General features: G+C 64.6%; 22 protein-coding genes and 1 pseudogene. 18 read left to right on the top strand and 5 right to left on the bottom strand.

Going from position 1 to position 23,469, the window contains the following annotated elements:
* Positions 1-194: 194 nt before the first annotated feature.
* Complete coding sequence (locus ACFMO5_RS02800; protein WP_376791252.1) at positions 195-1,373, top strand: S1C family serine protease; 1,179 nt, start codon at positions 195-197, stop codon at positions 1,371-1,373.
* Between the two features lie 78 nt (positions 1,374-1,451).
* On the opposite strand, the gene ACFMO5_RS02795 is transcribed toward ACFMO5_RS02800, so the two are convergent.
* The 3 genes from ACFMO5_RS02795 to ACFMO5_RS02785 all read right to left on the bottom strand — a co-directional run bounded on the left by ACFMO5_RS02795 (position 1,452) and on the right by ACFMO5_RS02785 (position 4,692).
* Positions 1,452-1,784, bottom strand: coding sequence for a DUF4282 domain-containing protein (locus ACFMO5_RS02795; protein WP_376791251.1), 333 nt, complete (start codon positions 1,782-1,784; stop codon positions 1,452-1,454).
* A 64-nt stretch (positions 1,785-1,848) separates the two neighbouring features.
* Positions 1,849-3,279 carry a pyridoxal phosphate-dependent decarboxylase family protein gene (locus ACFMO5_RS02790; protein ID WP_376791250.1) on the bottom strand — a complete coding sequence of 477 codons (1,431 nt, stop codon included), beginning with the start codon at positions 3,277-3,279 and terminating at the stop codon, positions 1,849-1,851.
* 45 nt (positions 3,280-3,324) lie between these two features.
* A complete protein-coding gene (locus ACFMO5_RS02785) occupies positions 3,325-4,692 on the bottom strand; it encodes an MFS transporter (RefSeq protein ID WP_376791249.1) in 1,368 nt (455 codons plus the stop codon).
* Positions 4,693-5,238: 546 nt separating this feature from the next.
* Here ACFMO5_RS02785 and ACFMO5_RS02780 point away from each other — a divergent pair.
* Both ACFMO5_RS02780 and ACFMO5_RS02775 read left to right on the top strand, forming a co-directional pair.
* Positions 5,239-5,988 carry a class I SAM-dependent methyltransferase gene (locus tag ACFMO5_RS02780; protein WP_376791248.1) on the top strand — a complete coding sequence of 250 codons (750 nt, stop codon included), beginning with the start codon at positions 5,239-5,241 and terminating at the stop codon, positions 5,986-5,988.
* A 105-nt stretch (positions 5,989-6,093) separates the two neighbouring features.
* Positions 6,094-6,426, top strand: coding sequence for a DUF4190 domain-containing protein (locus tag ACFMO5_RS02775; RefSeq protein WP_376791247.1), 333 nt, complete (start codon positions 6,094-6,096; stop codon positions 6,424-6,426).
* A 30-nt stretch (positions 6,427-6,456) separates the two neighbouring features.
* Here ACFMO5_RS02775 and ACFMO5_RS02770 read toward each other — a convergent pair whose 3' ends face one another.
* Both ACFMO5_RS02770 and galK read right to left on the bottom strand, forming a co-directional pair.
* Positions 6,457-7,761, bottom strand: a complete 1,305-nt coding sequence (locus tag ACFMO5_RS02770) for an MFS transporter (RefSeq protein ID WP_376791246.1) — start codon at positions 7,759-7,761, stop codon at positions 6,457-6,459.
* Positions 7,761-8,936, bottom strand: coding sequence for a galactokinase (gene galK / locus ACFMO5_RS02765; RefSeq protein ID WP_376791245.1), 1,176 nt, complete (start codon positions 8,934-8,936; stop codon positions 7,761-7,763). Before galK ends, ACFMO5_RS02770 begins: the two co-directional genes overlap by 1 nt.
* 405 nt (positions 8,937-9,341) lie before the next feature.
* On the opposite strand from galK, the gene ACFMO5_RS02760 reads away from it, so the two are divergent.
* The 15 genes and pseudogenes from ACFMO5_RS02760 to ACFMO5_RS02690 all read left to right on the top strand — a co-directional run bounded on the left by ACFMO5_RS02760 (position 9,342) and on the right by ACFMO5_RS02690 (position 23,284).
* Positions 9,342-9,731, top strand: coding sequence for a hydrogenase maturation nickel metallochaperone HypA (locus ACFMO5_RS02760; protein WP_376791244.1), 390 nt, complete (start codon positions 9,342-9,344; stop codon positions 9,729-9,731).
* Positions 9,685-10,362 carry a hydrogenase nickel incorporation protein HypB gene (hypB, locus tag ACFMO5_RS02755; RefSeq protein WP_376791243.1) on the top strand — a complete coding sequence of 226 codons (678 nt, stop codon included), beginning with the start codon at positions 9,685-9,687 and terminating at the stop codon, positions 10,360-10,362. Before ACFMO5_RS02760 ends, hypB begins: the two co-directional genes overlap by 47 nt.
* A pseudogene (hypF, locus tag ACFMO5_RS02750) lies at positions 10,302-12,707 on the top strand (carbamoyltransferase HypF); the annotation flags it as partial. The gene hypB and the pseudogene hypF, both read left to right, overlap by 61 nt.
* Before the next feature lie 58 nt (positions 12,708-12,765).
* On the top strand, positions 12,766-13,047 hold the full coding sequence (locus tag ACFMO5_RS02745; protein ID WP_376791242.1) for a HypC/HybG/HupF family hydrogenase formation chaperone: 282 nt from the start codon (positions 12,766-12,768) through the stop codon (positions 13,045-13,047).
* Positions 13,044-14,201, top strand: coding sequence for a hydrogenase formation protein HypD (hypD, locus tag ACFMO5_RS02740; protein ID WP_376791241.1), 1,158 nt, complete (start codon positions 13,044-13,046; stop codon positions 14,199-14,201). Before ACFMO5_RS02745 ends, hypD begins: the two co-directional genes overlap by 4 nt.
* Positions 14,198-15,052 (top strand): enoyl-CoA hydratase/isomerase family protein, encoded by an 855-nt coding sequence (locus tag ACFMO5_RS02735; protein WP_376791240.1) that lies wholly within the window; start codon positions 14,198-14,200, stop codon positions 15,050-15,052. Before hypD ends, ACFMO5_RS02735 begins: the two co-directional genes overlap by 4 nt.
* A 5-nt stretch (positions 15,053-15,057) precedes the next feature.
* The gene (gene hypE / locus ACFMO5_RS02730) at positions 15,058-16,110 is read left to right on the top strand and encodes a hydrogenase expression/formation protein HypE (RefSeq protein WP_376791239.1); all 1,053 of its coding nucleotides are present in this window, start codon (positions 15,058-15,060) and stop codon (positions 16,108-16,110) included.
* A 46-nt stretch (positions 16,111-16,156) separates the two neighbouring features.
* Positions 16,157-17,308, top strand: coding sequence for a 4Fe-4S dicluster domain-containing protein (locus tag ACFMO5_RS02725; RefSeq protein ID WP_376791238.1), 1,152 nt, complete (start codon positions 16,157-16,159; stop codon positions 17,306-17,308).
* Positions 17,309-17,311: 3 nt separating this feature from the next.
* Entirely contained in the window at positions 17,312-17,791 is a 480-nt protein-coding gene (locus ACFMO5_RS02720; protein WP_376791237.1) for a cyclic nucleotide-binding domain-containing protein, read from the top strand.
* Positions 17,788-18,645, top strand: a complete 858-nt coding sequence (locus tag ACFMO5_RS02715; protein ID WP_376791236.1) for an FAD/NAD(P)-binding protein — start codon at positions 17,788-17,790, stop codon at positions 18,643-18,645. Before ACFMO5_RS02720 ends, ACFMO5_RS02715 begins: the two co-directional genes overlap by 4 nt.
* A gap of 101 nt (positions 18,646-18,746) precedes the next feature.
* Positions 18,747-19,550: an oxidoreductase gene (locus tag ACFMO5_RS02710; RefSeq protein ID WP_376791235.1), complete on the top strand. Its 804-nt coding sequence runs from the start codon at positions 18,747-18,749 to the stop codon at positions 19,548-19,550.
* Positions 19,516-20,817 carry a Ni/Fe hydrogenase subunit alpha gene (locus tag ACFMO5_RS02705; RefSeq protein WP_376791234.1) on the top strand — a complete coding sequence of 434 codons (1,302 nt, stop codon included), beginning with the start codon at positions 19,516-19,518 and terminating at the stop codon, positions 20,815-20,817. Before ACFMO5_RS02710 ends, ACFMO5_RS02705 begins: the two co-directional genes overlap by 35 nt.
* Positions 20,814-21,317, top strand: a complete 504-nt coding sequence (locus tag ACFMO5_RS02700; protein ID WP_376791233.1) for a hydrogenase maturation protease — start codon at positions 20,814-20,816, stop codon at positions 21,315-21,317. The genes ACFMO5_RS02705 and ACFMO5_RS02700 overlap by 4 nt, the downstream gene beginning before the upstream one ends.
* 191 nt (positions 21,318-21,508) lie before the next feature.
* Positions 21,509-22,141: an MBL fold metallo-hydrolase gene (locus ACFMO5_RS02695; protein ID WP_376791232.1), complete on the top strand. Its 633-nt coding sequence runs from the start codon at positions 21,509-21,511 to the stop codon at positions 22,139-22,141.
* 6 nt (positions 22,142-22,147) lie between these two features.
* The gene (locus ACFMO5_RS02690) at positions 22,148-23,284 is read left to right on the top strand and encodes a M48 family metallopeptidase (protein ID WP_376791231.1); all 1,137 of its coding nucleotides are present in this window, start codon (positions 22,148-22,150) and stop codon (positions 23,282-23,284) included.
* Positions 23,285-23,469 lie beyond the last annotated feature (185 nt).

The following is a 23,469-nucleotide window of genomic DNA, read 5'->3' as shown; positions in this document are numbered from 1 at the left end:
GCCCATCTTCTCATGACGAGGGGACCCCACAAGGGTGCAGAAGGCCTCGGAGGGTGGAAGCCAGCTGGCTTGTTGCTTCCACCTTCCGAATCCATGAGCCGATGATCCCTGGAACCCATGTTCAGGCGACTCGGTCCCTTTCGATCCCGCCTTGCCGCGCATGACTTCGCGTAATCAGATCTGTGGAGGCATCGATGAGGATTTCACGTTGGATTCGCGGATTCACCCTAGCGCTCTTGATCTTGCTCACCGCATGTCAGGCCGCTCCGGCTTCTGTCATATCGCCGCGGGCGCCGACGTCGGTTCCGGAGACCCGCTCGCCGGCTCCAGCGATGGCCGGGGGGACGCCCCTGCTGGCCGCCTTGCAAACCAACAGCCCTCTGGAAGCGCTAGAGAGACAATTGGAAGCCATCTATCAGCAAGTGAATCCTTCCGTGGTCCACATCCGCGTCCGCAGCGATCAGGGCGTGCTCTCGCGCGAGAGCACCGGATCCGGCTTTGTGTACGACCGGGAGGGCCACATCGTCACCAACCACCACGTGGTGGAAGGGGCCGCCTCCATCGTGGTCACCTTTTCCGACGGCACGGAGGCGCCCGCCCGGGTGGTGGGAACCGATCCCGACACCGACCTCGCGGTCCTTCGGGTGGACGTTCCCACAGCACAGTTGCGCCCGGCGGTCTTGGGGGACTCCGGGGCGGTGCAGCCGGGGCAGCTGGCCATCGCCATCGGTAATCCCTTCGGGCTGGAGGGGACGATGACCCTGGGCATCGTCAGCGCCGTGGGGCGGGTGATCCGGCCGGGCGCCCAGCCCTTCAGCATCCCCAACATGATCCAGACCGACGCGCCGATCAACCCAGGGAACTCCGGCGGCCCGCTGCTGGACAGCCAGGGGCGCGTGATCGGGGTGAACACGTTGATCTTCTCTTCGAGCGGGACCTCCTCGGGGGTTGGGTTTGCGATTCCGGTGAACACCGTCAAGCGGGTGGTGCCGGCCCTGATCGCCCGAGGCCGCTACGAGCACCCGTGGCTGGGCATCTCCGGCTTCTCCGTCACGCCCCTGGCCGCCCAAGCGCTGGGGTTGCCGGCCGAGCACGGGGCGCTGATCCTCGAGGTCGCGCCGGGCTCCCCGGCCGCCCAGGCCGGCCTGCGGGGCGGCGCCCGTCCCGTCACCTATGCAGGGCAGACCCTCCCCCTGGGCGGCGACCTTATCACCGCCATCGATGGCCGCGCGGTGCGGAGCATGGAGGATCTCATCACATACCTGGAGGAAGAGCGGAAGCCAGGGGACGAAGTGACGCTTTCGATCCTCCGGGATGGGAAACCTCAGGAGGTCCGAGTGCGCCTGGCTCCTCGGCCTTCCTCCTCCTCATGATGCGAAGCGGGAGGGCGAGTTTCCCGGGGGCCCTTTGGAAGCCCGATCGGAGGCCCCTGAGCCGATGGCCCGAAGGGATCAAGCTCCCTCTGGCCGTTGCCGCTCCGCAAGCCCCCGGATGTCGTTCCGGATGTCGGTTAAGGTTTCGTTGATCCGGAAGGTCACGATCAACAGTTCAGCGTAAATTCTCGAAAGGAGGATCCCCAAGATCACCACCAGTGGGCTCAGGCAGATGGCGGCCAGAACGGCCCCGACCCCATCCCGACGCCCGGCGATCCCTGCCCCGGTGATCCCGCCGAACAGGATCGCGCACCCGGCCGCCACGCTGGCGGCAACGCCGATCCAGAACAAGGCCTGAATGAGATAAGGGGTGATCATCCGACGGAAGGTGAGGAAATCCCCCCAGTTCATGGCAATCCTCCTGAGGAAGCTCTTCGGTTGAGGGACGGGCAAGCGAGCACCTCATTTCCCCCGGCTATACATACAAACCATTAAAGTAATCGATCAATAGAGTATCCGCCACTGGGTCCGGCAGAACATCCAAAATCTCGTGAATGAGCGCCAGCTCCCTGGGCAACTGGTTCCCCTCAATGCCCACCATTTTCATCAATTGCTGGAATGCCTCCTGGGGATTCGGGCTTCGGAGCGCCCCGTCGACCATCGCGCGGACGTTCTCTGTATCGATGGGAGGCTCTCGCTTCACCTCCTCCACGGCCTCCTGGAGATCGCGGAGCAGCGCATCCACCCGGTGGGCGTTCCCATAGTTCACCGAAATGTGCAGGCTGCGCGGAGTGAACGGCGTGGAGGGCTGCGCCTGAATATACCATCCCCGATGGGCCATCGCGTCCGCCAGTTGAAAGACATTGATACGATCAGATGTGAAGGAGAAGAGGCTCATCGCCGGCTTGCCGAGGACGCGCAGCTCATGGATCGCGTCGATGCCGTGGATCAGACGCTCCGTCGCCTCCTGGACCGTTTGAACGATGCGGAGGAACCCTTCCTCACCTAAATAGTTCAGCGCCGCCCAGGCCCCGGCGATCGGGCCGCCGGACCTGCTGCTCAGGATCGTTGAGTTCACGAAGGCATAAGCGGTCGTCTCGACGCAAGCGAAGATCTGGTAGCGGCGAAGCTCCTTGCTCCGATAGAGAATAACGGAAGCGCCTTTGGCCGCATAACCGTATTTGTGTAAGTCGGCGGAGATGGAGGTGACCCCTGGCACGGCGAAATCGAAATCGGGGACTGGGTAGCCGATCCGGCGCAGGAAAGGAAGGTACAATCCACCCACGCAGGCGTCCACATGGAACAGCACTCCGTTCTCCCGGGCGATCTCGGCGATCTCCGAAATGGGGTCGATCACCCCATGGGACCAGTTGGGAGCAGAGGCGACCACGAGGATGGTGTTGGGCGTGATGGCCGCCCGCACAGCCTCCGGCTCCACCTGAAACGTATGGGGGTTAATCCCCACGACGACGGGCTTAACACAAAGATAATGGGCCGCCTTATGAAAAGAGGCGTGGGCGGTGATGGGAAGCACCATCTCCGGCTGGGTGATCTCGGGGCGATGGGCTCGTGCCCAATCCCGCGCCGTCTTCACGGCCAGCATATTGCTCTCCGTTCCCCCCGTGGTCAGGTGGCCGACGACGTTCTCATCGCCATGGAGGAGGCTGGCGACCATACGCACCACTTCGGTCTCCAACCGCAGCAAGCTGGGGAAAACGGTGGGGTCCAGGGCGTTCTCGGCCAGAAACATCGTATAGGCTCGGTGGATCGCTTCGCGGATCTCGTCGCCCGGATTGTAGACATAAGCCCATACCCGCCCGGATCGCCAGTCCAGATCGTGAGCCTTGAAGCCTGCCAGCTCGGCGAAGATCTCCTCCTTCGGACGACCTTTCTCCGGAATACGCATCTGCCCCTCCGATTAAGTTGTGATCGACGCTCCACCGCTAAAGGATCACTCCCATTGGCTGCCTGAGGTAGTAGCCCCTCGGACCCACACCCCCTGGGACGCGCGGGCCCGTCCCAGAGGATACCTGTACATGCAATAGGCGACGACGAGGCAGGCGATGATGGTGGTGATGCCGATCAGGAAGCGAACGCCCCAGGTCACGCTGGCCGGTTGAACTTCGCTCCCGGCGGTATACCCGGCGACGGACATCACAGTGGCGAACAGAAGGCCCTGGGCGGAGAAGGCCAGTTTGATGATCCCGGCGTTCATCCCAAAGAAGATCCCCTCCCGACGGTGACCGTGTCGGGCGGCGTCCTCATCGACGATCTCCGAGAGCACCGGGAAGGGCATGATCATGGAGCCCGCCAATCCGGGGGCCGCCAGAAGGGTCCCCACAAGTCCTAAGTAAAAGTTGTCAGCGAAGCTTATGATGAGAAGCCCGGGGATGAAAACGAAACTGGCCAGGATCCAGGCTCTGCGATATCCCAGGCGGGGGACAATGGGTCGCCAGAGTAGGATCGAGGGGGCGGTCAGCAGAATCGGTATCCCCAGTAGAACGGCCTCGGTATCTCCCGGCGACATCGGGATCCCAAAAACCTCGGTCCTCCCGGTGATGCCCAGGGCGTACTTGCGCCAGAAAGGGAGGGTTGCGCCCAGGGTCAGCCAGATGTATTCTTTCGCGATGTTCGCTCCCAGAAACCAACGGAAGGGCACACTGGAAAGGACGATTTTCAAGGATTGAAGCAGACCCGCGACGTTCTCTTCAGCGGCGATAGGACGTTCTCGAATCCCAACCGCCGCAACTAGGTAACCGCTGGCGACGAGGCTTCCCATGATGGCGCCCATCCATACATACCCGACCGCGTCGGCCAGGATGGGAGCCAGAATGTACGATAGCAGCAGGGCGATGACCGCCAGGACCTCCCGCGCCGCGGAAAGATTGACCCGGTCCCTCACGGTCATCGCGATCTCTGGGAAAAGGGCCGTGTAAGCGACCCAGGTGAGGCTGTAAAGGGTGTCGAAGATGAAAAGCATGGTGAAGAAATACACGGCCAGCGTCACTGGGTGGTATCCAGGGGGAGTCCAGAGGAGGAAGAAGGAGAGGCCCAAAGGGATCGCCCCAAAGAGGACGTAGGGAACCCGCCGCCCCATCCGGGTGCGGGTCCGGTCGGAGATCTGGCCCATCAACGGATCGTTGATCGCATTCCAGATCCCATAGATGGTCCAGATGAGGCCGGCAAGCGCTGCGTTCAAACCCAGGATGTCCACATAGTAGAACTGGATGCGGTTGCCAAAGACCTGGTAGGCGATGGTGTTGGCGAAGTTGCCCATGGAATAACGGACATAGAAGACCGTGCGCCGGATATCTCTCATGGCTCTCTCCTGTCGTAGTCTTACGAAGGATCCACGCAGAAACGATGCACCGGCCTTCCCAGGCCTTCAGCGGGCAGTTGGCCCTTGTCGATTATTTTAATTCCATGTATGAAAAAGGATCTCGGACAGGTTAAGGAAGGAGCACAAACCACCGCAACCAACCCGGTGACGAATCGGAGATCAGATGCCGGAACCCGGTTACCACCTTCAGGTAGTCCTCTTAAGGCAGATAGGGTGACGGATGAGGTAAAATGCTTGCGGCAAGACTTGCGAACAGAGGGAAGAAGGTCGATCCGGTGAGGAGCGTGGCGCCACAATTAGAGGCCGAGCGGATTCCTCACTCGTTCCGATCTTGTTTTGTCTTCGATCATCGCACCTGACAGCCTGCGGAACATTGAGTCTGAACGTCCCGTTTGTTTTCTCAGTGAGGTTTGGGGGCGAGCCCAGGGTGAAAAGCGCCCGGCTCACCTCCAAACCCCTAGGGGACTAAAACCGGAAGTCAAATCTGGAAGAAACAGGAGTCCGAATTCACCTAGGGGGTCTTTGATGGCGTACGAGGAGCCACGCTACACGGCGTATGATCGCTTCGCATGGTGCTACAATCGGTACTGGGGCGATCTATTCAGCAACCAGGTGCTTCCGGTCCTGGAAAGAGTGTTATTGCCCCATCTGCCCGCCCAGGGGAGGATCCTCGATCTCTGCTGCGGGACTGGGCAATTGGCGCGGGCCCTGGCCGAACGCGGATACCAGGTGACGGGGATCGACGGATCCGAGGAAATGCTGCGCTACGCTCGTGAAAACGCGCCGGGAGTCCAATTCATCCTCGCCGACGCCCGCTGGCTCACCCTGCCCGCTTCCTATGACGCGGTCGTCTCCACCTTCGACAGCCTGAACCACATCATGAGCTTAGAAGAGTTGACGCAGGTGTTTCGCAACGTTCACGCCGTGCTGGAAAGGAACGGGCTCTTTCTATTCGACTTGAACATGGAGGAAGGATACCAAACCCGCTGGCGAGGATCCTTCGCCATCGTAGAGGAAGAGCACGTCTGCATCGTGCGGGCGCGCTACGATCCGGAGCAGAAGGTTGGCCAAAACGAGATCACTATGTTTCGGCTGGAGGGCGGCGTCTGGCAGCGTTCGGACCTCACCCTCTCCCAGCGATGTTATTCGGAGAACGAGATCCGCGCGGCGTTGAGTGAGGCCGGTTTTCAAGAGATCGTAACCTACGACGCCGAAAAGGATCTGGGTATGAGGGGGAATGTCGGTCGGACCTTCTTCCTCGCCCGCAAGGGATAACCCCAGAAGTTATGCCGTTCGTTTCCCATGAGGGCTTTTGGGGGCTTCCCCTTCCTCTCGCGGGCTCCGAACGGCGTAACTCCTAAAAACCGAAGGAGAGGCGCTATGCAAGCCGAGAAGACCACGAGTGGTAAGGCGATCGCCAGCCTGGTGCTGAGCATCTTGGGCTTGGTTGGTGTTCTCCCCATCATCGGACCCATCCTCGGGATCATCTTGGGCCACCAAGCCAGAAGCGAGATCGCGAATCGCCCGGAGGCCCTCACGGGGGAAGGGCTGGCTCGAGCAGGGATCATCCTGGGCTGGGTGGGGTTAGCCCTCACCGCGCTCGGGATCATTTGCGGCCTGCTGATCTTCGGCGGCACGATCAGCTTGGGGATTTGCGCCTTGCTCCAGCAAGGATCGTCCCATCTCCTTAATGGGGTGTGGGCGCGCCTGTGAGGGACAGCCTGTCGTTGGCTGCTCCGCCGTTCACGCGAGCTGGCGGATTTCGGGGTAGCGCCGGTGGGCCCAGAGCATATAGCCCAAGCTGACCAAGGCCCCCAGGGCCACGGTCGCCGGCGCCCCCAACGCCCCGGCCATCATGCCGGCCTGAAGCCCGCCCAGGCGCATCATCGCCTGAAAGGAGAGGGTGTACACCCCCATCACCCGTCCCCGCACGGAATCCTCCACGTGCACCTGGATCAGGGTGTTGGCCAAGGCGTTCTGCCACACGAAGGCGATCCCTGTGAGGATCAGGAAGACCAACGCGAGGAAAAACGATCGGGACAGGGAAAAACCGAGCAACGCGATGGGGAACCCCAGGTTCCCCCACGTCAACATCCGCCCCCGCCGACCCGCATCCCCGTAGGCGGCGGCCAGCAAGGCCCCGGCCACCGCCCCAACCCCCACCGCCCCCATCATCAAGCCGTAAGCCACCGCCTCCGGCTGCTGACACGAGAGGAGCACCCCTCCCAGATGGCCCTCGGCCGTCATCCGACAAAGGGTCTCCACCACCGGCGCCGCGCTATCCCGGAGCGAGGTTCGGGCGAAAACCGGAAGGAGCGTGGTGTACGGCATGGACAGGAAGGCGGAAACCGCGACCATGCTCACCAGGCCCTGCAGGATCGCATCCGACCGGATGCGGGCCAGCCCGGCCCACGGATCCACCGAGGCCCCCGATCGCCGTTGGCGGGGGGATGAAGATGGCAATCGCATCGCCGCTAGGCCCCCGATCACCGCGAGGAACGAGAGGCCGTTTAGAAAGAAGGCCATCGCCTCCCCCAGCGTGGCGACCACCAGGCCCGCCAAGGAGGGGCCGATGATCCGGGCGAAGTTGAAGAGCGAGGAGTTCAAGGCGATCGCGTTCCCCAGGTCCTCCTCCCCCACCATCTCGACGACGAAAGCCTGGCGGGCGGGGACATCCAGCATCTGGAAAGCGGCGAGCAGCACCGCCATCACCCAGACATGCCAGACCTGGATGTGGCCGCTCCAGGTCAGCCAGGCCAGGAGAAAGGCCTGGCCCATCATGAGCGATTGGGTGAGGACGATCAGCCAGCGCCGCGGGAACCGATCCGCCAGGCTCCCCCCGAACAGGGCCATGGGAAGGAGAGGCAGGACCGAGAGGCCGTTCATCACGCCCAGGCCCACCGGCGATCCGGTGAGCCGGTAGACCAGCCAGTTCTGGGCGATGGTCTGCATCCACGTCCCGCTGAGGGAGATCAGCTGGCCGATGAAATACAGCCGGTAATTCCAGTGTCGGAGCGCTCGGAAGGGATGTCGTGCGCGATGGCTCATCATCCTGTTGTGTTCCAATGCACGGTGGCGCCATCGTCCGGCCGGACCACAAACAGCGCGGGCTGCCGGCCGAAGCGATCCAGGTAGGCACGCGTCATAGCCTCGCCGGCGGCCGGAGCGGCTTCCCGCCGAACCACGGCCAGGATGCTACCTCCAAAGCCCGCTCCGGTCAACCGGGCGCCGTACACACCGGCCACCGAGCCGGCCGCCTCGACCAGGGTGTCCAGCTCGGGAGAGCTCACCTCATAATCGTCCCGCAGGCTCCGATGCGAAGCGTAGAGCAAAGCCCCGAAGGCCTGCAGATCCCCTCGCTCCAGCGCGACAACGGCTTGCAGGACCCGCTCGTTCTCGGTCACCACATGCCGGGCCCGCCGGTAGATCAATTCCGGAAGCTCCATCCGGGCCTCCTCCAGCTGCGCCGGCGTCACGTCCCGCAAGGCGCGGATCCCGGGGTACCGTGTCCGAAGTCGGGCCACCGCCTCCTCACACTGCGCCCGGCGCTCGTTGTACGCGGAAGCAGCCAGCGCCCGGCGCACCCCGCTGTCGGCCACTACGATCACCGCTTCCTCCGGGATCGGCACGGGGCGGGTTTCGAGGGAACGACAATCGATGAGCAGCGCGCATCCGCGCCGGCCGAACAGGGCCGCCATCTGATCCATAATCCCGCACCGCACCCCCACGAACTCGTTCTCCGCTCGCTGGCACAGGCGGGCCAGCTCCAGCCGAGACCTCTCGTGGCCACCCAGCGCCGTCCAGGCGACGGCGAAGGCCACCTCCAGCGCGGCGGAGGAGCTTAAGCCGCTGGCGATGGGCACATCCCCTGCGATGACGGCCTCCAGCCCGGGAAGACGCATCCCGGCCTCCTCCAGCGCCCACGCCACCCCGGCCGGATACGCCGCCCACCCTCGCAACATCCCCGGCCGCAGTTGGTCGATGGAGAACTCCGCCTCTTCCTCGAAATCGGCCGCCACCAGGCGAACTCGCCGATCCTTGCGGGGGCGGGCCGCTACCCAAATCGCCCGGTCGATGGCGATGGGAAGGACGAAACCCTCGTTGTAATCCGTGTGCTCCCCGATGAGATTGACCCGGCCGGGGGCTCGGGCCCGCAACATCGGTCTCTCCCCGAAGCGCTCTTGAAACACGTGGATCGCCCGTCCCTCCGCCGCGATCGTCACGGCCGCTCCTCCTCATCGGACCGAAGGATCGAACCGCCGGAGGTGGCTGCCCTTCGGCCTCCCCCGGCGACCCAACTCCCATCATAAAACTACGGATTCCTCCCCGCGGCAATTCCGGTGCTCACGCCTTCGTAGTAGTCTCCCCGAAGGGTGTGGATGATCGGACCACCTGATCAAGCGGACAACCCGCCCTTTCGAGGGATCCATGTAGGGGCACCCCTTGGGGATGCCCCAAGGCTTGCCCCCATACCATATCGCAGGGGCCCCTCCACCGTCACACCCGATTGAAATTCCTCATAGAACGATCAGCTTCACATGTCGGGGTGATTGCCTGCCTTCATCGACCCTCTTTTGGCCGGGCCCGTTGTGACCGGCTATACTGGAGTTGGAGGGAAGATCCATCCGATGCACGAATTGGCCATCACCCAGGGGATCCTCTCCGTGGTCCTGGAAGCCGCGGAGGCGGCGGGGGCGCGGCGGGTGCTTACTGTCGATCTGATCGTCGGCGCCCTCACCGGTTACGTTGACGAGTCCATCCGCTTCTACTTCGATCTGCTCAGCCGTGGGACGCTGGCTGAGGGCGCCGCCCTGCGGATCCGGCGGGAGCTCGGAGAGGGGCGCTGCCAGGCGTGCGGGGCGCGGTTCCCGGTGGAACCCCCGCTGACCCCCGTCTGCCCGCTCTGCGGCAGCCCCCAGATTCAAGTGGAGGGCGGGACCCGTTGCCTGGTGGAGCGCATCGAGGTGGAAGATGGGAACGAACATCCCGGTGGTGAAGGCGATCCTTCAGGCCAATGAGGCGGTGGCCGCCGAGAACCGGGCAGCCTTCGACGCCGCTGGCCTCCTGGTCGTGAACCTGCTGTCCGCCCCCGGAGCCGGCAAAACCAGCCTGATCCTCACAACGCTCGAGCGCCTCCCCGATGCGCTACGGGTGGGGGTGATCGAAGGGGACATCGCTTCGACCCTGGATGCGGAACGGATCGCGACGCGCCAGATCCCAGTGGTCCAGATCAACACCGGCGGCGCCTGCCACCTGGACGCCCCGATGATCCGCTCGGCCCTCGCCCATTTGCCGCTGGCGGCGCTGGATCTGCTCTTCATCGAGAATGTGGGAAATCTGATCTGCCCAGCGGAATTCGACCTGGGCGCTCACCTAAACGTGGTGATCGCCAGCGTCCCTGAAGGCCATGACAAGCCTTACAAATATCCGGGGATGTTCCAAAAGGCCGACGCCATCGTGCTCAACAAGGCCGATCTCCTGGAGCTCCTGGACTTCGATCTCGCTGCCTTCCGACACGGCCTGGAGATCTTGCGGCCGGATCCGCGGCTTTTCATCGTTTCCTGCCGGACCGGTCAGGGCATCGACGCATGGGTCCGGTGGCTGATGGAACAACGAAACGCCCGATTCCCTTCGGCGAACGCAACATGACCGCTGAGAAGCGACGGCTGCGGGTGGAAATTCAAGGGGCGGTCCAGGGGGTGGGGTTTCGACCTTACATCTACCGGCTGGCGGTTGAGCTTGGCCTGGCGGGCTGGGTCCTCAACGACACCCGGGGGGTGTTCATCGAGGTGGAAGGCCCTGCCTCCTGTCTGGAGCGCTTCCTGGAGCGCCTCCCCCGGGAGGCCCCTCCCCGCGCGCGGATCCACTCGCTGCAGGCCCACTGGTTGGATCCCGCCGGTTATACTTGCTTTGAAATCCGCCACAGTGAAGGAGAGGGCGAGAAAACCGCCCTGGTCCTGCCGGACATCGCCACCTGCCCCCGCTGTCTGGCGGAGGTGCATGATCCGAACGATCGACGCTACCGGTACCCCTTCACCAACTGCACCGATTGCGGCCCCCGCTTTACGATCCTCGAGGCCCTGCCCTACGATCGACCGAACACCACGATGCGCCGCTTCCGGATGTGCCCGGCCTGTCGGGCCGAGTACGAGGATCCGCTGGATCGTCGGTTCCACGCCCAGCCCAACGCCTGCCCCCACTGCGGCCCCACCCTGGCCTTTTACACCCGGGGGGATGGTCCTCTGAACCCCATGGAGGACCATCCGGATTTCCCGCCGCGCGTTGAGGAATACATGCGGATCGCGCTGGGGGATGCGGCGTTGCGGCACGCCGCCGAGGCCTTGCGGGCCGGCCGGATCGTGGCCGTGAAGGGATTGGGCGGATTCCATCTGATGGTCGACGCCCGGAACGAGGCGGCGATCGATCGGTTGCGGGCCCGCAAACCCCGCCGGGACAAGCCCTTCGCCCTGATGGCCCGGGACCTCGATCAGGTCCGCGCGATGTGCTTCCTCCCTCCGGAGGCGGAAGCCCTACTGAAGGGGCCCGAGGCCCCGATCGTCCTCCTTCCCCGCCGGCCGGACGCCCCGGTGGCTCCGAACGTCGCTCCGGACAACCCCTATCTGGGGGTGATGTTGCCCTACACCCCGCTCCACCACCTGCTGCTCCATGAGCTGGACTTCCCGGTGGTGGCCACCAGCGGGAACCTGAGCGACGAGCCGATCTGCACGGACGAGTGGGAGGCATTCCATCGGCTGTCCCGGGTGGCGGACGCCTTCCTGATTCACAACCGGCCGATCGCCCATCACGTCGACGACAGCGTGATGATTCTTATGGGTGGAGAGCCCCGCCTGCTGCGGCGGGCCCGGGGCTTCGCCCCGATGCCGATTTTATTGAACCGCCCCCTCCCGACCATCCTGGCGGTGGGCGGCCATCTGAAGAACACCGTCGCCCTCAGCGTGGGGCGCCAGGTCTTCCTGAGCCAGCACATCGGGGATCTGGACACGGCGGAGGCGCTGGCGGCCTTCGAGCGGGCCATCTTCGATTTCCTCCGCCTCTACGAGGCCGAGCCGGTGGCCATCGCCCACGATCTGCACCCGGACTACGCCTCCACCGTCTGGGCGCAGCGCGCCGCCGCAGGGGATCTCCCACAGCCGCTCGGCCGGCGGGCGCCTTTACCCCTCATCCCCGTTCAACATCACCATGCCCATCTGGTGGCATGCCTCGCGGACAACGGCGTGGAAGGGCCGGCGCTGGGGGTCACATGGGATGGCACGGGATACGGCCCGGACGGGACGATCTGGGGCGGGGAGTTCCTGTGGGGGGATGCCCGTGGGTTCCGGCGGGTCGCTTGTCTCCGACCGTTCCGCCTGCCCGGGGGGGACGCCGCGATCCTCGCGCCCCGACGGGCGGCCTTCGCGTGGTTGTGGGAGCTGGCAGGGGATGCTGTCCTAGAATGGGACCACCTCGCCCCGGTGCGGGCGTTGCGGCCTGGGGAGCGAGAGATGCTGGCCCAAATGATGGCCCGAGGGGTGAACGCCCCCTGGACTTCCAGCATGGGACGGCTGTTCGATGCCGTCGCCGCCCTGCTGGACCTCCGCCAGGAGATCACCTTCGAAGGACAGGCCGCGATGGCATTGGAGTTCATTGCCGATCCGCGGGAGGCCGGCGCGTACCCGCTCCCCCTCTCCTCCCGATCGGAGGGGGATGGACCGCTGTGGGTCTTGGACTGGGCCCCGCTGCTGGAGGCCGTGCTGGAGGACCTGCGCCGGGGGGAGGATCGGTCGAGGATCGCCGCCCGGTTCCATAACGCCCTGGTCCAGGCGATGGTAGCGGTCGCGCGAGCGGTCGGGGAAAGCCGCGTGGCCTTGAGCGGGGGCTGCTTCCAGAACCGCCTGCTCACCGAACGGGCCGCCCAGCGCCTGGCGGAAGAAGGGTTCACCGTTCTCCTTCATCGCCAAGTTCCCCCCAACGATGGGGGGATCAGCCTGGGTCAGATCCTGATCGCCGCGGCCTACCTCGATCGCCCTTCTGATCCAAGAAAGGAGGCTCGCGATGTGCCTGGGGGTTCCAGGGAAAGTGGTGGAAGTGAACGATATGACGGCCCTGGTGGACTTCTGGGGAGTGCGCAAGCCGGTGATGCTCCATACGGTGGACGAGCCGGTGGCCCCCGGCGATTACGTCCTGGTCCACGTGGGCTTCGCCATCCGGCGCATCCCCTCGGAGGAGGTCGAAGAAACCCTGGCCTTCTATGAGGCGCTCTTGCGGGCGGCGGAGGAGGACCTGATGGCCGCGGAGGTACAGGGCGAGATCCGACCCCTGGAGGATGCCCCATGATCCTAACGCGCCTTCCCAAACCCTCCGAGCGTCTGGAGTTCCGCGACCCGGAGCGGGTGCAGGCCTTCCGGCGCGCCCTGGAGCGGCTGTGCGCGGACCTAAAGGAGCCGATCTCGATCATGCACGTCTGCGGCACCCACGAACAGAGCATCGCCCGCTTCGGGCTCCGAAGCCTCCTCCCGCCCCACCTCCACATCATCATGGGGCCGGGGTGCCCGGTGTGCGTGACCGACATGCCGGAGGTGGACGAGGCCGTCTACCTCGCCGAGCAGGGGGTGGTTCTGCTCACCTTCGGGGATATGTTCCGGGTTCCGGGGACCCTCAAGTCCCTGGCGGAAGCCAAAGCGGAGGGGGCGGACGTCCGCGTGATCTACAGCCCGTGGGAGGCCTTGCAGATCGCCCGGGAGACCGATCGGGAGGTGGTCTTCTTCGCCACCGGGTTTGAGACCACCGCGGTGGCCACGGCGGCGGTGATCCTCTCCGGCCCGCCGAAGAATTTCTCGGTGCTCTCCGCTCACAAGTACATCCCCCCCGTGATGGAGATCGTGGCCGAGATGCCTCGCACGCGCGTCCAAGGGTTCCTGGCCGCCGGCCACGCCGCGACCATCACCGGATGGAAGGTCTTCGAGCGCTTTGTGGAGCGCCATGGCATCCCGGTGGTGGTCGCCGGGTTCGAGCCCCTGGACATCCTCGGCGCGCTGGTTCAGCTGGTGGAGCTGATCCGCCGGGGCGAGAAGCGGGTGGTCAACGCCTACCCGCGTTGCGTCACGCCGGAGGGCAACCGCAACGCCCAGCGGCTGCTCTGGGAGGTGTTCGAGACGGAAAGCGGGATCTGGCGGGGGATCGCCTACGTGCCCAACGGCAACCTCCGCCTGCGCCCGAAGTACGCTGGGGTCGATGCGCGGGCCCGCTTCGACATCCGCCTCTCGGAATGGCTGCGCGATGCCCCGCCCCGTCTCACCCAGGAATGCCTTTGCGGGAACATCATGGCCGGCGTCGCCACCCCTTATGATTGCCGGCTCTTCGGCCAAGAATGCACCCCGGAAACCCCGGTGGGTGCCTGCATGGTCAGCAGCGAAGGCGCGTGCCGAATATGGTATGAATACGGAGGACACATCACGGGCCCTTCGGCCCTTGGAGGTGGATCGGGATGAAATCGGAGACTGTTGAGCTTTATCACATCCGGATGCGGCGGGAGGATGCGGTCGGGATCATCCAGTTGGACCGGCCGGATCGCTTCAACGCCCTGGACGTGATGATGGCCCGAGATCTGCGGAAGGCCGCCCTTCAATTCGCCCGTGATCCGGAGATCCGTTGCGTCATCCTGGCCGGAACCGATCGGGTGTTCTGCAGCGGGGCGGACCTCAAGTACATCCGGGAGCAGGAGCACCCGGAGGATTTCTCATACCTCCAACCGGAGTCCCGCGAGATCGAGAGCGGCTACGGGCGCAGTTTCAAGGAGATCCTGGAATACCTCCACAGCACGATCTCGGAGATCCGTCGCGCCCCCAAGCCGTTCATCGCCGCCGTCAAGGGGATCGCCGCGGCGGGGGGGCTGGGCCTGGCGATGGCCTGCGATCTGGTCTTCGCCTCCGATCGGGCCAGCTTCGAGTGGGCGTATTCAAAGACCAGCCTCACCGGCGCGGAAAGCACCACTTTTATTCTCCCCCGGCTCATCGGCCTGAGGCGGACGATGGAGATGGTTTTTCTGAACCCTCGCCTCAGCGCCCAGCAGGCCCTGGAGTGGGGCCTCATCAACGGGATCTTCCCCTTTGAAACCTTTGATCGGGAGGTGGAGGCGATCGCCGGGCGGCTGGCCCGCGGGCCCACCCGGGCGTGGGCGATCACCAAGGCCCTCATCAACGAAGCCCTCGGGATCGATCGCCTAGATGTCCATATGGCGAAAGAGTTGCGCCATCTGGTGGAGATCGCCGAGACGCCGGATTTCGCGGAAGGCCTGGCCGCTTTCTTCGAGAAGCGGGAGCCTCAGTTCCGAGGAGCGTAACCGTTATGGCGACCGTGGAGCCCATGGGATCTTGTCCAGTCCCGCCCCTTTCCTATCGCATGGTGCTGTTGGGGCACGGAAGCGGCGGGCGGCTGATGCACGAACTCATCGAGAAGGTGTTCCGCCCACTCCTCTTGCCGCCGGAAACCCGCGTCCTGAACGACGCCGCCGTCCTGAACGTGGACGGGCTGCGGTTGGCCTTCACCACCGACTCCTTCGTGGTCGATCCCATCGTGTTTCCGGGCGGCGACATCGGTCAGCTGGCCGTCAACGGGACGATCAACGACCTGGCCGTCAGCGGGGCGCGCCCCTTGGTCTTGAGCGCCGCCTTCATCCTGGAGGAAGGGCTGCCCATTGACACCCTGTGCCAGATCGTGGACTCCATGCGTCGGGCCGCTGAGGAAGCGGGGGTTCCTATCGTGACAGGGGATACGAAGGTAGTGAACCGGGGGAAGGCGGACAAGCTCTTCATCACCACCACCGGCATCGGGGTGGTGGAATACGAGGGCCTCCTGTCCGCCGATCAGGCGCGGCCTGGGGATCTGGTATTGCTCAACGGTCCCATCGCCGCCCACGGGATCGCCGTGATGCTGGCCCGCGCCCAAATCGGGTTCGAGCGGCCTGTCCGCTCGGACACCGCCCCCCTCCACACCCTGGTGGCCGCCATGTTGCGGGCCAGCCCCCGCATCCGCTGTATGCGCGACGCGACGCGGGGCGGCCTGGCCAGCGCCCTGAACGAGATCGCGATGAGCTCCGGCGTCGGCATCCACATCGACGAGGGCCGCATCCCGATCCAAGACGAGGTGAAGGGCGCCTGCGAGATCCTGGGGCTGGATCCTCTCCACGTGGCCAACGAGGGGAAGCTGGTGGCCGTGGTGGCCCGCGAGGACGCCGAACGGGTCTTGGAGGCCATGCGGGCCCATCCTCTCGGACAGGAAGCGGCGATCATCGGGGAGGTGGTGGAAGATCCCCGACATCTCGTTTTGCTCCGCACCCGGATCGGCGGTTTCCGGGTCGTCAGCATGCTGGCCGGCGAGCAGCTTCCTCGGATCTGTTGATCGAAGATTATAATCTGATCAACCGCCCGCTCCATGGGAGGTTCGCATGGGGACCCAAGAACCCGTCCGCCCGGCCCCGGGCCAGGCCTGGCGGATGGAGAAGGCGCAGCTCCAAGCGCTGCTCGAGGCCTTACAGCGCCGGGGCTACATCGTGATCGGCCCGCGCATCCAGGACGGCGCCATCGTGTACGATGAGATCCAACGCCTCGCGGATCTCCCCATCGGCTGGACCGACGAGCAGGAAAAGGGCTGGTACCGGCTGAAGCCTCGCGAGGATGAAGCCTTCTTCGGTTACGCCGTCGGCCCTCATTCCTGGAAGCGCTTCCTGCATCCCCCTGTCCTCCCCCTGGGTCGGGCGCGCCGCAACGGCCAAGGCTTTGAATGGATCCCCGCCACCGACCCCCCGCCCCGCTACGCCTTCCTCGGCGTCCGGGCCTGCGAGCTCCACGCCATCGCCATCCTGGACCGGGTGCTCGCGGCCGGCCCCTATGTGGATCCGGTTTATCAGGCCCGTCGCGAGGCGATTTTCTTGATCGCCGTCCAATGCACGGTGGCCGGGAGCACATGCTTTTGTGCCTCCATGGGCACCGGGCCCAAAGCGCCGCCCGGCGCCGACCTCATCCTCACCGAGCTCCCCGACACCTTCGTGGTCGAGATCGGAACCGAGCGCGGCGCCCAGCTCATGGCGGAGATCCCCTGCGCGCCCGCCACGGAGGCGGATCGCTCCGCCGTGGAGGCCGCTCTGGAGGAAACCGCCCGCTCCATGGGTCGGAAGCTGGACACCACCGACCTCCCGGGCCTCCTTTACCGTAACCTGGAGCATCCGCGCTGGGAGGAGGTGGCCCAGCGCTGCCTCACATGCGGGAACTGCACGATGGTCTGCCCCACCTGCTTTTGCTTCACGGTGGAGGACATCAGCGACCTGGCGGGAGCCCAGGCGGAGCGGGTGCGCCGGTGGGACTCCTGCTTCACCACCGCCTTCACCTACACCGCCGGACGTCCGATCCGTCAGAGCGCCAAGGCGCGCTATCGCCAATGGCTCACCCACAAGCTGGCCTCCTGGTGGGATCAGTTCGGAACCTCCGGTTGTGTGGGTTGCGGGCGTTGCATCACGTGGTGCCCCGTGGGCATCGACCTGACGGAGGAGGTTGCGGCGATCCGGCAGACGGATGGCGCTCCGGTTGGCGAGAGGAGGTAAACGATGTCAAAGGACGAGATCCTGGAAGCGCTGCGTCAGCATCCCTTCACTCACGATATGGAAGCGGCCTGGAGGGAGAGCCTGGCGGAGATCGCCCGGATGCAGACGTACGCCCCGGACACCTTGCTCTTGCGGGAAGGCCGGGCCGCCGATGCCTTTTTCCTGATCATCGACGGCCTGGTGGCGATCGAAATGTTTGTCCCGGAGCGGGGTTCCCTGCGCCTGCAGACGGTGAGCGCCGGGGAGATCGTCGGATGGTCCTGGGCGCTCCCCCCTTATCGCTGGGAGTTCGATGCCCGGGCGCTCACGGAGACCAAAGCCCTGGTCCTGGACGCCGCCCAATTGCGGGATCGGATGCACCGGGACTGCGCCCTGGCGGCTTGGATCCTCAGCCGGTTGCTGGCCGTGGTGGCCGGGCGGCTCAAGGCGACCCGTCTACAGCTCCTTGACCTTTACGCTCCCGCGCCGAGGAGGGCTCTATGATCCCTCAGGCGATCGCTCCCCCGGCTCCTGACCTGTTCCTCCCCCTCCCTTTCCAGGTCACCGGCGTTCGCCGGGAGACCCTGGACACCATCACCCTGCGCCTACGCCCTCCGGACGGGAGCGCCTTTTCCTTCCGGCCCGGCCAGTTCAACATGCTGTATCTCTTCGGCATCGGCGAGGTTCCCATCTCCATCAGCGGCGTTCATCCTCGAACCCGCGATCTGGAGCATACGGTGCGGGCCGTCGGGCATGTCACCCGAGCCCTGGCCCGCCTCCGCAAGGGGCACGTCGTGGGGGTTCGGGGGCCGTTCGGGCATGGCTGGCCTCTGGAGGAAGCCCAAGGGCAAGACATCCTGATCCTGGCCGGAGGCATCGGGCTCGCCCCGTTGCGCCCTGCCTTGCAATATCTGCTGGCCCATCGCTCGGATTACGAACAGATCGTTCTCCTCTACGGATCCCGAACCCCGGCGGATCTGCTCTATCAATTGGAGCTGGAGCGGTGGCGCGGGCGCCTGGACCTGCATGTCTTCGTGACCGTCGATCGCGGCGATGAGGCCTGGCGGGGACATATCGGCGTGGTGACCACCTTGTTGCCTCTGGCGGAGCGGCTCCTCGATCTGCGGCGCGCCTTCGTCCTGATGTGCGGCCCCGAGGTGATGATGCGGGTCGCCGCCCGGGAGCTGGAGGACCGGGGGGTCCTGCCGGAGCGCATTTTCCTTTCGCTGGAACGAAACATGAAATGCGCGGTGGGGTTTTGTGGCCACTGCCAGTTCGGCCCGCTCTTCATCTGCCGGGACGGACCGGTGTTTCCCCTTCCCCGCGTCCGTCCGTTGCTGGAGGTGCGCGAGCTTTAAGCGGCTCTTTGCGCCGATTGGCAATCGGCCTCCCAAGGCGCTTCGCGCCGGATGTCGGCCGCCAGCCCAAAAAGGGCGATCTCAATCGACTGGAGGCGCCAATGCCCAAGCGTCGCAAACCCAAGCTGGCTGTCTGGAAGTTCGCCTCGTGCGACGGCTGTCAGTTAACGCTTCTGGACTGCGAGGATGAGCTGCTGGCGCTGGCCGGGGAGGTGGAGATCGCTTACTTCCTGGAGGCCTCGCGGGCCGTGGTGCGAGGGCCCTACGATCTCTCCCTGGTGGAAGGAAGCATTTCCACCCCCGAACAAATCGAGCAAATCCGCGAGATCCGACGTCAGAGCCGCTTCCTGGTCGCCATCGGGGCCTGCGCCACGGCAGGTGGGATCCAGGCCCTGCGGAACTTCGCGGATGTGCGCGGCTTCTTGGATCTGGTCTACGCCCGTCCGGAATACATTAAAACGCTTGAGAAATCCCTCCCCGCCTCTGCCTATGTGCCGGTGGATTTCGAGCTGCGGGGTTGCCCCATCGGCAAGGGACCCCTGTTGGAGCTCCTCAGCGCCTTTCTCAACGGGCGGCGGCCCAATATCCCCCATCACAGCGTGTGCATCGAATGCAAACGCCGGGGGATCGTTTGCGTGATGGTCGCTCAGGGGATCCCTTGCTTAGGCCCGGTCACCCAGGCGGGTTGCGGCGCCCTGTGCCCAGCCTACCGGCGGGGATGCTACGGTTGTTTCGGCCCCATGGAGACCCCCAACCCAACGAGTCTGGGGGACTGGTTTCTGGCCCGCGGGATGGCTTCCGCGGACCTGGTTCGCTTGTTCCGAACCTTCAATGCGTATGCCCCCGCTTTCAAGGAGGCAGGAGCACGCTATGCAGAAGCCACGGACGTTGACCGTTCGGGTTGACGCGCTGGCGCGGGTGGAAGGGGAAGGCGCCCTGCACGTGCGGGTACGCAACGGCCAAGTGCACGAATTGCGCTTGGAGATCTACGAGCCTCCCCGTTTCTTCGAGGCGTTCCTGCGTGGGCGTCGCTTGGAGGAAGCACCGGACATCACCGCCCGGATCTGCGGGATCTGTCCAGTGGCCTATCAGATGAGCGCCTGCAACGCCATCGAGGGCCTCTTGGGGCTTTCGATCTCAGGCCCCCTTCGGGATCTTCGGCTCCTGCTGTACTATGGCGAGTGGATCGAGAGCCATGCTCTCCATGTGTTCCTTCTGCATCTACCCGACTTCCTCGGTTACGAGAGCGCCTTGCACATGGCCCGGGATCATCCCGAATGGGTGCAGAGGGGGTTGCAGATCAAAAAGGCGGGGAATGCCCTGATGGCCCGGATCGGCGGCCGCGAGATCCACCCCATTAACGTCCGGATCGGGGGGTTCTATTCCGTGCCCTCCCGCAAAGCCCTGCTGGAACACAGGGAGGAGCTCGCCCGCGCCCGCGATTCCATCGTCGAGGCCCTTCACTGGATGGCCGGGTTGGAGTTCCCGGATTTTGAGGAGGACTACGAATTCGTTGCCCTTTATCATCCGGAAGAATATGCGATCTTGGAAGGTCAAATCCGCTCCAGCAAGGGAATCGTCATCCCTGTGTCCGCCTTCGAGGAGGTCTTTGAGGAACTCCAGGTTCCCTACAGCAACGCCCTGCATTCGATCGTCCGGGGACGCGGCAGTTATATGGTCGGTCCTCTGGCCCGTTTGAACTTGAACTTCGCTCAGCTCGCGCCGCTCGCCCGGGAGGTGGCGGCCTCCATCGGCCTGACCCCGCCGGTTCGCAATCCCTTCCGAAGCCTCCTCGTTCGAGGGATCGAGATCCTGCACGCCTGCGAGGAAGCCCTGCGTCTGATCGAGCGTTATGAGCCACCGGATCATCCGTGGGAGCCAGTGGAGGTGCGGCCGGGGATCGGGTATGGGGCTAGCGAGGCTCCCCGGGGGATCCTCTACCATCGCTATCGGATCAGCGCCGATGGCCTGATTGAGGAGGCCAGGATCGTCCCTCCCACCGCTCAGAACCAGCGGCGCATCGAGGATGACCTGCGGAAGATGGTTCCCCGCTGGCTCTCCTTGCCGAAGGACCAAATCACATGGCGCTGTGAGCAGGCAATCCGAAATTATGATCCGTGCATTTCCTGTGCGACCCATTTCTTGAGGCTGGAGTTTCAGGATCTGGGATGAAGGATGGAAAACCCTTGGTGCTCATTGGCCTCGGCAACCGGATGCGGCGGGACGATGGGGTGGGGCTTTGGGTGGCGCAATACTTTCAGGCTCATGGCTGGCCGCCGCTGAAGGTTTTTCCCTTGGGGGTTCCAGATCCTGTCGCGCTGGCCCAGGCGTGGGCGGGAGCGGAGATCGCCTGGATTGTGGATGCGGCGGTCGCGGAGGTCCCTCCGGGGACGATCCTCCGGATCCGGGGGGAGGACCTCCTGACCGATCGGCGGGAACGCTGGCTGTCCACCCATGGGCTTGCCCTACGGGAAGCGATCATTTTCGCCCGCATGCTGGAGGCCTCCCCTTCCCGGATGGTGGTGTATGGGATCGTCGGTCGGGATTTCCGTTACGGTGAAGGGTTAACTCCCGACGTGGAAGCGAGCGCCCGTCGTCTGATCCGTCGCCTGGAACGTATAATCCTCCGGGTTTGTAACAGCCAGGTCGCATTCCGTTCAGCGCTCTCATAAGAACGCGGAAGAGCCCCACCCCCCTTGGAGCTGAACAGTTACCCGGGTTTTATCGATGGGTTAACCCCTGGGCAGGTGCCTGCAAAGGGCGATTGTCTATGCGAAGTGACGGGCCCTTGCCGTCTCGGGTCGCTTGGGCGTATAGTTTTCCCGAATCGTCCCACTGCTCAGACACCAACCGGAGGTTCCCAATGGAGCAGCGCCCTCGTTTGCTGGATCGGATCCACTGGCTGGGCCATGACGCCTTTCGTATCGACGGCCCGCCCGTCATTTACCTGGACCCATGGCAGATCCCCGCGAACGCGCCGAAGGCGGATCTCATTCTGATCAGCCACGAGCACTTCGATCATTGCTCCCCCGAGGACGTCAACCGCCTGCGCAAGCCGGAGACGGTGATCATTGGGAACGCGGCCGCGGCCGCCAAAATCAAGGGCGCCCGTGCCATGCGCCCCGGCGAACGGCTCTCCCTGATGGGCGTGGAGATCGAAGCGGTGCCGGCTTACAACGTCAATAAACGCTTCCATCCCAAAGAGGCCGGCGGGCTGGGGTTTGTCCTCACCATCGAAGGAGAACGCCTCTACTTCGCCGGGGATACCGACTTCATTCCGGAAATGAAAGAGATCCGCTGCGACATCGCCTTGCTCCCCATCAGCGGGGTCTATGTAATGACCGCTGAGGAGGCAGCCCAGGCGGCAGCAGCCATCGCGCCGAAGGTGGCGATCCCCATGCACTACGGCGCGGGCGTGGCCGGCACCGAGGCGGACGCCGAGCGGTTCCGCTCCCTCTATTCTGGAGTCGTAGTGATCCTGAAACCTGAACGGTAGCAACAGATGGCGATGGGAAATCCGGGGGCGGACCGCCAGCAGGAAGCGAAACGTTATGCTCGGCTCCGCCGTCGCCTGTGGCTCTTAGAGCTCGGGCTTTTCATCGTCTACAGCTTCCTCTGGATCCTATCCGGTCTCGCTTACGCGATGGGCGAAGCGTGGGCCCGGGCCCTCCCCTTTCCTTTTGATGCCATAGGGATGGCCGTGGCCTTCGGCGGGGGTTGGGCGTTGTTGTCGCTTCCCCTCGATTGCTACAGCGGGTTTCTCCTTCCCCATCGCTTCGGCCTTTCCACCCAAACCTTGATAGGGTGGATCAGCGACCGGATGAAAGCCTGGGGGCTCGGCGCGGGGATCGGGCTTCCCTTGATCGGGGGGCTATACTTGGCCTTCCGGCGCTGGCCATCCACATGGTGGGTGCCCGTGGGCTCTGTCTGGATCCTTTTCACCGTTCTCCTTGCCCACCTCGCCCCAGTGCTCCTGGCTCCGCTGTTTTACCGATTCCGCCCGCTCCAGGATCCCGAGCTGAGCGCTCGGTTGATCCGCCTCGCGGATCGAGCCGGTGTCCGCATCCGCGGCGTTTTCACGATCGATATGAGCCGGCGAACCCGAACCGCCAACGCCGGGCTGATGGGGCTGGGCCCAACGCGACGGATCGTGGTGGGCGATACCCTGCTTCAGGGTTACACGCCGGATGAAATCGAGGCGATCCTGGCCCACGAGCTGGCCCATCACCTGCATCGGGATATCCCCCTCGGCCTAGCCTTCGCGAGCCTCCTGAATGGGATCGGGCTCTTCCTCGGGGCCCAGGTGCTGCCGTGGATCCTCAGGCTCCTGAACATCCCGCGCCTGGATCACCCCTCCAGCCTGCCTGTGCTGGCCCTGGGGGCTTTCCTCTTCAGCTTAGCCACGATGATCCCCACCAACGCTTGGTCTCGCTGGCGGGAATGGGAAGCGGACCGGGAAGCGATCCGTCTATGCGGGCGACCGGAGGCTCTGGCCGCCGCCCTGCGGAAGCTGGGGGAACAAAACCTGGCGGAGCTCGACCCCAAGCCTTGGGTGGAATGGATCCTCTACACCCATCCGGCGCTGGGGAAGCGGATCCGCGCGGCGGAAGCGATGGCGCAGCGCTGCTCTCGTTCTTAAAGTGTGCTAAACTTGGGTAAAGCGCAGGGGTATAAAAGGAGGTCCGCCGATCTCCCGACGCAAAAAGGCCCTGTCCGGGAAGGCCAAGCGCTGAGCGTCAAACATCCAAGGCGCTACGCGGTCCACTTCCAAAAGATGTAGATTACATGGATTTCCTATGAGGGGCGGGCCGCCTAAGCGGCCCG

It is taken from the genome of Thermoflexus sp. (genome assembly GCF_042408365.1).
Classification (GTDB): domain Bacteria; phylum Chloroflexota; class Anaerolineae; order Thermoflexales; family Thermoflexaceae; genus Thermoflexus.
The sequence above is the reverse complement of the archived record's forward strand: the minus strand, read 5'-3'. Positions and strand labels throughout refer to the sequence as shown.